Annotated in this window: 16 protein-coding genes; 3 read left to right on the forward strand and 13 right to left on the reverse strand. The window is 54.3% G+C overall.

Annotation, left to right across the window (positions count from 1 at the left end):
- Positions 1-593 (reverse strand): LysR family transcriptional regulator (locus B3873_RS05020; protein ID WP_286864381.1); only part of this gene is annotated, 593 nt, incomplete at its 3' end.
- A gap of 110 nt (positions 594-703) precedes the next feature.
- Between B3873_RS05020 and B3873_RS05025 the strand changes: the two genes are divergently transcribed.
- Together B3873_RS05025 and B3873_RS05030 are read left to right on the forward strand one after the other, a co-directional pair.
- The gene (locus tag B3873_RS05025; protein ID WP_286864382.1) at positions 704-1,717 is read left to right on the forward strand and encodes an aldo/keto reductase; all 1,014 of its coding nucleotides are present in this window, start codon (positions 704-706) and stop codon (positions 1,715-1,717) included.
- 108 nt (positions 1,718-1,825) lie between these two features.
- A complete protein-coding gene (locus B3873_RS05030; RefSeq protein ID WP_286864383.1) occupies positions 1,826-3,067 on the forward strand; it encodes an MFS transporter in 1,242 nt (413 codons plus the stop codon).
- A 496-nt stretch (positions 3,068-3,563) separates the two neighbouring features.
- Here the strand turns inward: B3873_RS05030 and B3873_RS05035 are convergent, their stop codons facing one another.
- Positions 3,564-4,034 (reverse strand): Lrp/AsnC family transcriptional regulator, encoded by a 471-nt coding sequence (locus B3873_RS05035; RefSeq protein ID WP_286864384.1) that lies wholly within the window; start codon positions 4,032-4,034, stop codon positions 3,564-3,566.
- 108 nt (positions 4,035-4,142) lie between these two features.
- Here B3873_RS05035 and B3873_RS05040 point away from each other — a divergent pair, with 108 nt between their 5' ends.
- Positions 4,143-4,706: an RBBP9/YdeN family alpha/beta hydrolase gene (locus B3873_RS05040; RefSeq protein WP_166675591.1), complete on the forward strand. Its 564-nt coding sequence runs from the start codon at positions 4,143-4,145 to the stop codon at positions 4,704-4,706.
- Positions 4,707-5,369: 663 nt separating this feature from the next.
- Here the strand turns inward: B3873_RS05040 and B3873_RS05045 are convergent.
- The 11 genes from B3873_RS05045 to B3873_RS05095 all read right to left on the reverse strand — a co-directional run bounded on the left by B3873_RS05045 (position 5,370) and on the right by B3873_RS05095 (position 12,945).
- A complete protein-coding gene (locus tag B3873_RS05045) occupies positions 5,370-5,552 on the reverse strand; it encodes a hypothetical protein (RefSeq protein WP_286864385.1) in 183 nt (60 codons plus the stop codon).
- A 4-nt stretch (positions 5,553-5,556) separates the two neighbouring features.
- Positions 5,557-6,402, reverse strand: a complete 846-nt coding sequence (locus B3873_RS05050; protein ID WP_286864386.1) for an energy transducer TonB — start codon at positions 6,400-6,402, stop codon at positions 5,557-5,559.
- An 89-nt stretch (positions 6,403-6,491) separates the two neighbouring features.
- Positions 6,492-6,728 (reverse strand): hypothetical protein, encoded by a 237-nt coding sequence (locus tag B3873_RS05055; protein WP_276841593.1) that lies wholly within the window; start codon positions 6,726-6,728, stop codon positions 6,492-6,494.
- 40 nt (positions 6,729-6,768) lie between these two features.
- Positions 6,769-7,086: an SMI1/KNR4 family protein gene (locus B3873_RS05060; RefSeq protein ID WP_051057503.1), complete on the reverse strand. Its 318-nt coding sequence runs from the start codon at positions 7,084-7,086 to the stop codon at positions 6,769-6,771.
- Positions 7,087-7,145: 59 nt separating this feature from the next.
- A complete protein-coding gene (locus B3873_RS05065; protein WP_286864387.1) occupies positions 7,146-7,931 on the reverse strand; it encodes a hypothetical protein in 786 nt (261 codons plus the stop codon).
- A gap of 93 nt (positions 7,932-8,024) precedes the next feature.
- Positions 8,025-8,450, reverse strand: a complete 426-nt coding sequence (locus B3873_RS05070) for a hypothetical protein (protein ID WP_286864388.1) — start codon at positions 8,448-8,450, stop codon at positions 8,025-8,027.
- 57 nt (positions 8,451-8,507) lie between these two features.
- Entirely contained in the window at positions 8,508-8,837 is a 330-nt protein-coding gene (locus tag B3873_RS05075; protein WP_034332807.1) for a DUF2185 domain-containing protein, read from the reverse strand.
- A gap of 96 nt (positions 8,838-8,933) precedes the next feature.
- Complete coding sequence (locus B3873_RS05080) at positions 8,934-9,224, reverse strand: hypothetical protein (RefSeq protein ID WP_198516431.1); 291 nt, start codon at positions 9,222-9,224, stop codon at positions 8,934-8,936.
- A 381-nt stretch (positions 9,225-9,605) separates the two neighbouring features.
- On the reverse strand, positions 9,606-10,259 hold the full coding sequence (locus tag B3873_RS05085; RefSeq protein ID WP_039784442.1) for a hypothetical protein: 654 nt from the start codon (positions 10,257-10,259) through the stop codon (positions 9,606-9,608).
- Between the two features lie 121 nt (positions 10,260-10,380).
- Entirely contained in the window at positions 10,381-11,088 is a 708-nt protein-coding gene (locus B3873_RS05090) for a hypothetical protein (protein ID WP_286864389.1), read from the reverse strand.
- A 234-nt stretch (positions 11,089-11,322) separates the two neighbouring features.
- Positions 11,323-12,945: a methyl-accepting chemotaxis protein gene (locus tag B3873_RS05095; RefSeq protein ID WP_286864390.1), complete on the reverse strand. Its 1,623-nt coding sequence runs from the start codon at positions 12,943-12,945 to the stop codon at positions 11,323-11,325.
- Between the last annotated feature and the right edge of the window lie 6 nt (positions 12,946-12,951).

Below are 12,951 nucleotides of genomic sequence, written 5' to 3' on the forward strand. Positions count from 1 at the left end.
GGCAGCACGTTCACGTGCTTGAGCCGCTCGTACTGGTTCTTGCCGATGCGATTGCCGATGACGGGATGGTCCGCCCGGACCACGCATGCCAGCCCGTCGTCGGCGATGTGCTGGACCACCAGATTGTCGGGCGCCTCCTCGATTCTCCCCAGCACCATGGCAGTATCGCCCGCACTGACCCCGGTCTCGGCCAGATCGGTACCAAAGTTCAAGGTGCGCAGCCTTATTCCCGGCGCCAGCTGGCTCAGGCGGGCTACCAGCCTGGGTACCAGCACGAACTCCACGTAACTGTTGGGTGCGATCGTCACCTGGTGATCTGCACGGGCCGGATCAAACGCCTGCTGGCCCAGGACCACCGCATCCATCGACGCCAGTGCCGAGGCCAATACCGGAGCCAGCGCCTCAGCCTTGGGGGTCGGACGCATGCTGTAGCGCTCGCGGATGAAGAGCGGATCCTGCAGCGTGCCACGCAGCCGTGCCAGCGCATTGGACACGGCAGCCTGTGTCATGCCCAGGCGCAATGCGGCGCGGGTGACACTGCGTTCTTCCATCAGGGCGACAAAAACGGGGAGCAGATTCAGGTCATATCTCATGAAGATATATTCTGCACAATAAATCTGATTTATCAATAATAAATTTGCCGAATCTCTCCTCAATGCCGAAGATGTCGTTCATCGCAACCACAACTGAACAGGAGTACACCATGAGCTTGAAGAACCTTCTCCCCGGCACACTGGGCTTCGGGACCGCCCCGCTGGGCAACATGTTTCGTGCCATTCCCGAGCAGGAAGCACGCGCCACCGTCGAGGCTGCCTGGAACGACGGCATCCGCTTCTTTGACACCGCACCTTTCTATGGTGCAGGCCTGGCCGAGGCGCGGCTGGGCGACGCGCTTGCCGGCAAGGACCGTTCCAGCTATGTACTGGCCAGCAAAGTCGGCCGGCTGGTCATGGATGAACTGGAAGACGTGAGCGCACGCGACCTTGGCGAGAAAGGTGATGTCTTCCGTCACGGCCGTGCGAACCGCATCGTCAACGATTACTCGGAAGATGCCACCCTGCGCTCCATTGACGACAGCCTGCGACGGCTCAAGACAGACCGGCTCGATATCGTCTGGGTACACGACGTCGCCCAGGACTTTTATGGCGACCAATGGCTGAGCGTCTTCGAGACCGCCCGCAATGGCGCCTTCAAGACCCTGGACCGGCTGCGCGATGAGGGCGTGATTGGTGCCTGGGGCCTGGGTGTGAACAGGGTGGAACCGATCGAGCTGCTGCTGGACCTGCAGGAGCCGCGCCCGGATGGTTTCCTGCTGGCCGGCCGCTACACCCTGCTCGATCATGAGCGCGCCCTGCAGCGTGTCATGCCGCGGGTGAGCGAGCGAGGCCTGAGTATCGTGGTCGGTGGCCCCTATAGCTCGGGTGCCCTGGTCGGCGGTCCGAATTTTGAATATGCACCCATCACGCCCGCCATCCAGGCCCGCGTACAGGCCATCAAGACGCTCGCGGAACGGTACGGTGTAAGCATGAAAGCCGCCGGCCTGCAGTTCTCGCTGGCCCATCCTGCGGTGGCAGCGGTGATTCCAGGGGCAAGCCGTCCGGAACGCCTTGCCGAGGATCGCGCGGCCCTGGCCGAAATCATCCCTGCCGATTTCTGGCGCGATCTGCGCGCAGCCGGCCTGATCCATCCGCAGGCACCGCTGCCTGAAGGCAGTTGATCGGCCACACCGCATATCGACCTCCCTCCTCGGCCTGACCGGCACCGGGCAATGCTACCGGTGAGGGAGCGCTTGTCCTTGCAATGTCAATCATCGAGGAGAAATTCCATGCACAAACCAACCCATCGCGCTCCGTCGGCCGTCCACGGCCTGCCTGATGCCGAGCGCACGCGCCATCCCCGCCTGGCCCTGCTGGCCCTGGCATTGGGTACCTTCAGTATCGGCACCTCCGAATTCGCCAGCATGGGACTGCTGCAATTGTTTGCGGGCGAACTCGGTCTGGATATTCCCACAGCGACGCATGCCGTTGAAGCCTATGCATTGGGTGTGGTCCTGGGTGGGCCAGCCGCGACCTTGCTGGCGGCCAAACTCAACCGGCGGCACCTGCTGCTGGCCCTGATGACGCTGTTTGTGGCAGGCAACCTGCTCTCGGCCATGGCGGCCGGATTCGGCAGCTTTACGCTGGCGCGCTTTCTGAGCGGGATTCCGCAAGGCGCCTATTTCGGGGCCGGTGCGGTTGTGGCAAGTTACATCGTAGGACCCGGCCAGGGAGGACGCGCATTTGCGCTGGTCATGTCCGGCCTGACGGTAGCAACCATTGTCGGTTCGCCCCTGGCTACGCTGCTGGGCCAGACGCTGGGTTGGCGCAATGCGTATCTGGTGGTCTCGCTGCTGGGGGTGGTCTCCCTGTTGAGCCTGTGGCATTGGATGCCGCGCAGCAGCGCCCTGAACGGAGGGCCTGTCCGGCAAGAACTGCTGGCCCTCAAACGTGGCCGCGTATGGGCGCTGATCGCCGTAGCTGCACTGGGGGTGGCCAGCATCTTCGCCGTCTATACCTTCATCGGCCCGCTGGTGACTCAGACTGCCGGGTTGAGCGAGCACTGGATACCGCCCGCCCTGGCCTTGTTCGGCCTGGGGATGACCACCGGCAACGCCCTCGGTGGACGCCTGGCCGATCGCCATGGTTCGATGGGTCTGGTAGCCGGATTTGGCAGTGCGTTGCTGGCGCTGGCCTGGCTGGCAGTGGCGGGCGCGGTCCCTTGGATCTTGATGGCCGGTCTGTTTGCCGTGGGTGCCACCATGATGGTTGCCATCCCCACCATCCAGGTACGTCTCAACGAAGCGGCACCCGATGCGCCCACGCTGATGGGCGCCATGAATCTGGCGGCGCTCAATGTCGCCAATGCCATCGGCGCATGGTCGGGTGGACAGGCCATTGCGCAAGGCTACGGTTTGCTGTCGGCAGTCTGGGCAGGATTTGTGCTCACGTTGGCAGGACTGCTGCTGTTCCTGTGGGTGCAGCGCAAGCCACGGGCAGTGCACACTGTACAGCCTGTCTGCCAATCCTGAGCACCTCCGCCCTTACCACCTGCGGGCCATGGATAACGCGGGTGCAAAGGGCATGCCGATGCCTGCTGGTAGCAACGCCTCATCTCGCAAGAGATATCTCCACGGCGCGATGAGTACAGTCAGGATCGCCAGAAGGTTCACAGCTGGATAGAGTGACTCAGACTTTAACACCGGGCTCATGACCCGACTATATATGGGTTATTGGCCAAGATCTCTTCCAATCAAATCAGACATTTAGCGCCGATTTGCGACGTATTGAATAACCCAGCCAACTTACCCTAACCTTCTGATTTTTATACGATTTTTGTCCGGAGCGCAGCCATTTCGCAATCAGTAGGTCGACGGTTCGATTCCGCCCATAGCACCAGCACACAAGAGTTTCCCGCTTATGCTGGAAACCCATTTCTATCCAAGAATTAGATATCTCAAGGGCATGGGCGACGACTTACTGCTGACCGGGATCATATTCACCACAGACCTCAATCGCAAAGGTGATTCAAGCCCTTGGAACGATAACTTTCGACGGGTAACTTGCCAGAATTACTGAAGTGGTAACTGGCCCAAACCGTGCCAGCACATCGATAGCAGCTTCCAGCTGTGCCATCTCTTGAACCACGACACGCACAATGAAGCAATCTTCCCCAGTTATGCGGTGCGCATCAATAATCTCTGGCATCGCCTCAAAGGCAGCCAAGCAGCGTTTGATCTCCGCGTGGGTGGTACGAATCCGCACCATTGCGGAGATATTGTGGCCCACCAGGCGGGGATTTATTCTTGCCGCGTAGCCTTCAATCACACCTCGGTCTTCTAATTTTTTTATGCGTGCCGTGATGGCCGGTTGAGATAAACCAATCTGCTTTCCCAGCTCAGTATTACTAATGCGCGCATTGTGTTGAAGCGCCTCTAAGATGCGCCAATCCAGGCGGTCTAATACCTCCGCTTTAATTTCATTTGCCGAGTTCATCATCTTTCGTTAATTCATTGATTCAATGCCACCAATTCATTCGAATGTCGATGTTGCCCTAGTTCCGGCCTCAATACAATGAGCGCTGTTTCATCAATGGAGATTGCGCAAATGCATCATTCCGTCCTTGTGGTTCCCGGTATAGGCAATTCTGGCCCTTCTCACTGGCAGAGCTTATGGCAGTCCTCGCATCCGGATTGGCGGCGCCTCATAGTCGGAAATTGGGACAAAGTAGAATGCGACGACTGGGTATCTGCCCTGGAACGACAACTTGTCAATGCTCCTGCAAACACCCTGCTGGTTGCACATAGCCTTGGATGTCTAGCGGTGGCACATTGGGCCGAACAATCGGGGAAGAAGATTGGTGGAGCCTTGCTGGTCGCAGTTCCCGATCCAGCGGCACCTTCATTTCCGCGTGGCTCGGCGCATGGATTCTCACCTTTACCTCTGGTTCCCTTAAGGTTTCCGTCAGTCGTCGTCTGCAGCGCCGACGATCCCTACGGTAGCGTGGAACACGGCAGAGAATGCGCCAATGCCTGGGGCAGCGAGTTCGTCGAGGTTGGAGCGAAGGGACACCTAAATGCGGAAAGCAACCTAGGCGCTTGGCCGGAAGGACTTAATTTGCTCGCAAGATTGTCCACTTCCATCGATTGCGGCAGAGGGACGCTAAAGTAAATATGCTCATCAAGGAAAGAGAATTCCAGTTGCGTTTCCAGTCGAACGAAGCTCAATACGGGCTTGTGACGCGACCAGCCTCTCAAGGTTAGAGCACTGTCGAACATTTAGAGGTTGTTCATTTGCGGACATTCACCAGCGGCCTGCATGTCAACTCCTGGCCGGAAGCGGACATTGCAAACCTTATCAGGGTCGACGACGACATTCGCATTCAACAACAAAAAATCCGCACCGCAATTCCAAATCGAGGGGCGTTCTTATTGGCCTTGCGGGCCGTCGTCTTTTTGAATTGCGTAGCAAAAATCTGCCTAACCAATTGATTTATATAATTTTACTCGCAGATTCGCAATCAGAAGGTCGACGGTTCGATTCCGTCCATCAGCACCAGAACAGAAGCAGCTTGCAGCGATGCAGGCCGCTTTTTTGCTCCGCAATTTTTTGCACCTAAAGGCGGCAAACTCATTTCGTCGGCATCACATTCTGCCCCGCCGCTTTCGAGCGTAGATTTTCGTCGTCGTCACGCTTCTGTGGCCTAGCTCGCCTTGAGCCGCCCTCCCCCCTGGAAGTCAGTCTCGTCCGTTCCTCGACCATGCACCATTGCATTCTACTTCGCATGGTCTTGTGACTGACGAAATCACCGCAGGTCAATTTCTCTCTCGCAAATCAACAATCGCGCAATTGCTCACGTTCAAAATCATCTGATTCTTGAACATCCAGACCAGCATCCTCCGCCGCTTGAACGATCTCTTCCAATTGATCCTCCCGCACGAGCAATGCGTAATAGGCATCGTCTCCTAAGCCGAGAGGGAGCAAGCCTGCCACCCCAGCGACCTCACGCTTGGACAAGGCCCTACTTGCGCCCTTCCAACCAGCCTGTATTGGACGATTGCGCTTGTTGTTTCGCCAGTGCCTCTTCGAGGCCACGCTCGACAATACGATCGTGCCAACGTGCGGTAACTGCACGCTGGTCTTGAAACAAAGCAGAGAGTTTTTTCAACAGCGCCACACCGCCTGGTTGATTGGCCAGCTGCTCCAGCAGCTGCAATTCGCCGTCGCTATACCGACTATTGAAATATTGAACCTGGCTTTCATGCAGCCCGGATGATTTTTTGCGGGAAGCGTCAAGTTGCTCCCGAACTTCGTCGACAATCTGTTTGAGTGCGGTCGGTGGAACTGCCGGATATTCCATCAGAAGTCGTTTCGGCACCTTGTCGACAAGGTGTACCGCATAAGCGGGCGGAATCTGGTCGGGCGGTAGCTTTCTCAGGATTGATTCGATCAAAGAGCGCTTGGTTTCAGTGAGTGGCGCCGCCGGTGGTGCGGGCTCATGGTCAAGACGAAAATTGATGGACTGCGCCGTTGTATGTTCCTGAGCGATCCCTCCACACATCATCTGCGGATAAATTCTCGAGCCAATTGCGCGTGCGGCTTCGGCATCAAGATCCTGATATCCCGACGTCGATAAAATCGTCATTGCGGAAACTTTGCCATCGCCGTCGATGGTGAACTGGATGCGCACGCTTCCCTCTCGCTCCTCTTGACGCGCCTGGGGTGGATATATGATCGCAGGCATCCCTTCACGGATCGTCGCTGCTTCCCAGCGCATTTCATCTGCCTTTGTACATACGGACGTTGATTGCGCCGCAGCCGAACCAGCAATCAATGTGAGGATAAAGCCAATGACGGCATAACTCATTTGATTCAAATTCCCCGAATTATTATTTATTACTCAAGTTGAACTGGACTGCCTTCGTTCCGACATTGTCAGCTTCCAACCAATTGTCGTCATGCTGGTTTCGGCAACGGACTACCATCTTCAAAAACACCTAGTTCAGTACGTGCCATGAGAACCAGTTTCTCCATCAGCGTAAATGGCAGCTCGTCTGTAAAAAGAGAGACTTTCAGCGAATGATCAGCGTCACATCGGAAGACTTCGGCAAGGACTTTGCCGATGGGATCTACCAGTTCCAAACCCAGGCCATCGCGGATAACGTCCGACGCTATTTGAAACCGATATTCCATACTGCCCTTTCTAAAGATTCCTGACGTCCGTTACTGGCCGCTAGCGGACGAATCTACTGGCGAACGATTGAAAGTCATCTGCTATTCGGATGGCGGCCTCAGGCGCCATTCCAATTAGTGGCAGCATGTAGACAGCGCCTTGTTCATCAAAGGCTAGCACTTCCCCGCCGCCATCTCCCGCAAAAGCAACGAAGCCGGGCGCGTACGTTTCGATTTCAATATCAGAATTGCTTCCAGGAATTTCGTCCTTAGCCCAGAGGATAATGTAGCCTGGGCGGGCCTCATCGACAGTGAACCCTTCGAACAAACCATTTTCTTGAATGTAGTCGTAATAGCTGCGTGGTATCGACGGAAGCATTTTATCTAGCCCATTATTTTTGAACGTCGGCTTCGAGCCGATTGCGGACGATAAATTCTCTAATTTGGTTTCAATTCCACAGGAACATAACTACCAGGTAGCTCAGATTTTGCGGTTTCCCGGGCTTGGGACGATATCGGCGCCAGGAATACGGCCTGCATTACGCTACTACCACTAGCGTGAATGCCCGCAGGAGGATCTGCGCGCACGGCCCCCATATCAATACGCCCATTCAAATCTCGTCGAATGGTCCGCAGCTTGGCAGGTGTTATCTGAAAAAAAACGAGTGAGGCGTCGGCAGAAATAGCCGCAGACTTTAAGCGCAGAGTAACTCCCTGGTCGCCGTTTTTAGCAACGATATCTGCAGTACCTAACGTGAGAAAACCCTTCTCTTTCCATGCTGACACATCGCCTGATAGGTCAGTCGTATGTACTAAATGAACAAGCGACGCATCAAAGATCCTAGGGGCAATATGCGTGGCTGCAGTCGGTACGGCACCATGAATAACGGCAGTACAACTCCCACACTTGGGGAACAATTCCGCTTGCTGACGCGCGGAAAGCGACAACGGTGCAAGATACACAGGGACTTGCCGCTTGTTATAAACAACTAACGAGGCACCTATGGCAATGGCATGGTCGATGAACTTAGTCTGATCCTGCGGGCCTTCATTAGTACCATCGGTCGAGCTCAACCTGATGAAGTCCATCTCTTCCCATTTCCTGACTGCAGACGACACATCATCAGCAATGTCGAACCAGATTTCCGCCAACTTGGATATTTGCGGCAGTAAGAATGGAGCCTCATTTTTGACAGGAATGTAGTGCTCAGAATAGACAGTCATTGTTTCAACTAGCTCAAATTAGTTTATTGGACAGAGCGTCTTCAGGAGATGCATCAATCAAGCCTCAATAGACGACAAGTCCGTTACTGGCCGCTAGTTGCCTTTCAGCGCAGTTGAAATGTCGTGCCACAGTCTTTCTCTTTCAAATCTCTTCGGCATGACATAGGCTGGCGATGCAAGCTCTTCTAAGAACAATTCGTGAAGGTGGGAAGATAATTTTCCGGATGCATGTTTGAGAACGATTTCTGGGGCGACCGGAACGGCGATTCCGACAAAACGAACTGTTTCACCAGTCAATATGTGTTTAAAGCGCCCCGACCGGTTATTTGCGATGCAGTAACGTTCATTCTCCATTGGGTCGGAATCAACTGACACGAAGAACGCGACAAATAGGTCTATTCCTGTGCCGTACTGGTTTGGTTCAATGATCGGACAGAGTCTGTCCTCCAGCACGGTTGTTATGCCGCTAATCACCGCCCCTACTTCCGACGAGGTGATACTTGTAATTCGAAGTTGCATGGCAAATGAGGATTTCTCCTTTTGGCCGGAAGAAGACGCTAAATACAAGGCAGCCAGTTACCTGGGAACAACGAAGTCTCCAGCATCATCTCGCTCTAATGCAGAACCTATCTCCAAGTCGACGAAGGGAAGTATCGTCGGATCGTAGTTGACGATTGTGTTGACGTCATAAACACCGTGATGCTCGTTGCGAGCCATGTACGCTTCATCTTCGTCTCCTGCAAAGAAACGCCAGCCGCTGTCTTGCTCGTTCATTGGTTTCTCTCTGTACATATATCCGACCCGACAGCCATCAACAACAATTCGGTCGGTAGCCAGACATCCACCAACTCCGCTGACTATTGGCGCTATCTCGTGCGGCGAAAGCTTAAATTTTTTATTTTGCATGTGAATCGATACGAAAATGTTGAGGTGGATATATTGCTTCAGAGTTACGGCTGCGCATCTTTAGCTGCTGCTCTTGGCCGATTGTAGACTTTTGCCCTAGCGTAGAGATCTTACGTTCAGATTGTAGATCGCCAAAATCGCCTTTCTGCCTTTGTCCTTATCTTTTGCCTCGAACGCGGCAAGGGCTACTTTCAAGTTTTGGTCTATGAACTCGATTTTGTCTGCGTCCTTCTTCAGCCTTGGCATTATTGCTGACCACAGACTTCTTAGATCATCCATATGAGCTTCATAGGTCCAAGAGCTCCAGCTTGGATAATCATCAGGCGGATAGTCTGTCGCTGTTGCCAGAGAACCGGCAAAATCCAGCAAATCTTCTTTCAAGCTCATTTGTTGTCCTAAGGTTGGGCTTGTCCTCTTCTGGCCGAACGCGGACTTCTTGGAACCGATTCGCATTGTCATTGAAAGCGGCTGTGGCACGGCCAGATTGTCGCCACCTATGACACCTTCCTTGCATCGGACAATATACGGTGACTGGAAATCATCTTTAGCGCTCTTAGGTAGAACTACGCACCATATGAAAGCGTTAGGTTCGCAAAGCAACGCATCAAACTCCGCGTATGGTGCCCGTATTGATATTGGAGGATGAGACAGGAGCGTGTCAAAAGCACTGTCGAATTGATAAAAATCCCGTAAGTTATGCGCATCATGAACTGGCCGGAAACAGGCCATTGAGAGCGATCATGAAAGGAAGCCCGCGCATCCATTGATTCATTTGACCGGCACGATGACGATGGGCTGGATCTCTCTATTTGCCGCCCCACCACCTCCCCATGTTCCGAGAGGCAGCAGCCTGATCTCCGTGCGGTCGGCAAATTGTGGATACTTCTTCTTGATGATGGGCAAGTCCTGATCCTGGCGATCCCTGATCTCAGGAGATGCGTCTGCCACTACCGTAAGGCCAAGGATGTTTTTTCCCTCGGCGAGGTTCAGGTGCAGATTGCCAATGTATTGAACCTTGCCGGCTGCCACATGAAATTCCAGCGGGGCCATCTTCGCTGATGGCGAAAGGATATATCCGGCGTTCCGAACCAGGCGCCATGACGAAATGGTATGCCTGCCAGCGGGTAATGAAATGGCAAGGACCTGCCCATAACTATCCTTGAACTGACTTCCCATGCGAATCGTCGCGTATTCAGGAAGCGCCTCCAGACGCCTGGGCGGAACAGGTGCGCCGGGGATGCCTTCGTCAAGGTAAAACATGGCCTGAAAATTTCGGGATCCAGCGCGATCAAATGAAACGGAGACGATAACGATGCCTTCATCCGGATTGTTCTCCAGCGAAAAATCTCGATCCACATTCGATACGGCACAAGCAGTCAGGAATATGGCCAGCAGGCATATGAAGATGCTTTTGTGAGACATGATACTTTTCCCCCTTGGATTTTTGTCGGGGAACTGTAGCAGAAAATCAGCCTGACCTCATCCAGCTTGCTCATCTTGCGGTCGGTTCCTCGAAGGTCTCCTGTCGACCGATTGCGGACGCTCAGCTCGAGCATCCAGCCTTCATCTTCAAATCCTTCACACCCTCCCTGAAACTTGCATATTCACGCGGCAAGATGATCTTCCGCTGGGGATCGTGCTGCATTCGGACATCATCAGCATGAAGGCTTTCATCGAACGCCGTACAAGTCGCGTCCTTATTGCCTTGTGCGTAATGTGTAAGTGCAATGTTCACGTAAAGATTGGGAATAATGTCGACCAGTCCAGCTTCTCTCGCCAAGGCTGTTGCCCGTTCAAAATAAAGTAATGCTGCGCTCAAACGATTGTCGAAGCTGACCTCTTTGTCCCTGAATCCGTATTGCAGATAGTGTTGCTTCGATCCGCTCACGGCCGCTGACCTCAAGAACAGTCCATAAACACGTTGCCCCTCGACCAGTCCCGCGACATCATGCTTTTCCTGATAAATGGCGATGGCATCGATGATCATCGGTTCAGCCGCAAGTGGGCGGTTGTGATTCTCAAAGAGATCTTGAGCAATTTTTAATTTGCTTGCGGGATCATCAACCTTCGGCACCAACGCGGCAGCGCACGACGCCAAAAGCAGAACAGCGGCACAAGCCATGCAGAGTGTACGAATTTTCAATTTCTTCCCCATGATAATTTTATGGTCCGCTTCTGCCCGATTGCGGACATGGCAAACTTTATCAGGATCGGCGATGACATTCGCCTTCCAACACGAAAAATCGGCCACGCAATTCGAGATCGAGGGCGTACTTATTGGCATTGTGGACCGTCGGCTTTTTGAATTGCGGAGCAAACTCTCCAGCCTGATCTATTGATTTATATAATTCCCCTGGCCGATTCGCGATCAGTAGATCGACGTTGATTCCGCCCATCAGCACCAGAAAAAAAAGCGGCCTGCAGTAATGCAGGCCGCTTTTTTTCGCCCGCGCCAAGCGGGCGATCTGCCATGTTTTCGGTCTTGTCAGCGCAGTGCCACGGCTCTGACAGCCGCTACCTTGTGTCTTCCAATGCCGGTGACCGTAGCGAAACCTTTTGCATCATCGAGCTTGAATGTGGACACCAATCCAGCCAATTCTCCCGCCTGCTCCATCATTGCATTCGCAGCAGCAGCGGCCTCTTCGACCAACGCAGAATTCTGTTGAGTCGCTTCGTCCATGTGGGTGATGGCGAGATTGACTTGAGTGATTCCGTGACTCTGCTCCTGACTCGCATGGGAAATTTCCGCCACCACATCGGTCACCCGCTTGACACTGGTGACCACATTTTCCATGGTCATCCCGGCTTGTTCGACCAGGCTGCTTCCCTGGGCAATCTGCGCTACGGAATCATTGATCAGTTCGGTGATCTCTTTTGCCGCCGTAGCGCTCCTTTGTGCCAGGCTACGGACCTCCGATGCAACGACAGCAAAGCCGCGCCCCTGCTCACCGGCCCTTGCTGCCTCGACGGCAGCATTCAATGCCAGGATATTCGTCTGGAACGCAATCCCGTCAATCACGCTGATGATGTCGACGATCTTTCGTGAGGAAGCATTGATACCTTCCATTGTGCTGACCACCTTGCCGACCACCTCGCCCCCTTGGGTGGCGACGTCCGAAGCCGATACCGCCAGCTCGCTTGCCTGCTTGGCGTTATCAGCATTTTGCTTCACGGTGGACATCAGTTCTTCCATCGCCGAAGCGGTCTCTTCCAAGGCACCTGCCTGTTGTTCAGTACGCGCAGACAAATCCAGATTGCCAGTCGCGATCTCGGTGGATGCCTGCTCGATGGCCTGGGTGCCTTCTCTCACCCTGCCCACGATGCCAACCAGGCTGTCGCGCATCTTTTTGATAGCAAACAGCAAGCTGGTGGTGTCGCCCGCCTTCACGTTCACCTCAGAAGTCAGATCACCGGCCGCGATCTGCTGTGCAATATCTGCTGCATAGGCAGGCTCTCCCCCCAGCTGCCTCAACAGGCCGCGTGTAATCGCTAATGCGACAAGGGCCGAGATGAGTGCCACGATGATGGTCAAGACCGCAACCACTACAGACGCCTTGGACGCCATGGCGATAGTGTCCTCATGTGCCTTGTCGTTCTCGGCGTCCACCTCAGCGATGAGCTTGTTGATATCGAGTACGATCTGGCGGCGCAGCGGACTACATTCGTTGACCAGAAAGTCACGAAATTCTTCCGACTTTCCACCTTCACGATAGATACGCGGGCGTTTCAACTCCTCGGCCATCTGCAACAGACCGGCACGCACCTTTTCAAAACCTTTGTTGCCCGCAAAATGAGGCTCCATGTCTTTGAGCGCCTTCAGATAGAGCTGTTTTTGCTCATCAACGATGGCCAGCTCCTTCTGCGCATCCGCATCGGTTCTGAAGACATAGGCGTTGCGAGCGGCAAGGCCAGTCTGATCGAGAGCTTCCCGCGCCAGGTAAAGCGGCACCAATCGCTCATCCTGAACTGCGTCCGCCGCCTTGATGGACACAGTCAGCGAACTGATGCTGCTCAGTGCTATTCCAGCGAGCAAAAACGTCAGCATTAAAAGCGCTGCAAATGCTAACGCCAACTTGGTTCCAATCTTCATATTCCTGAGCGCGGTCATTGTTTC

The sequence above is a fragment of the Herbaspirillum sp. UBA812 genome (genome assembly GCF_002296545.1).
Lineage (GTDB): Bacteria > Pseudomonadota > Gammaproteobacteria > Burkholderiales > Burkholderiaceae_D > Herbaspirillum > Herbaspirillum huttiense.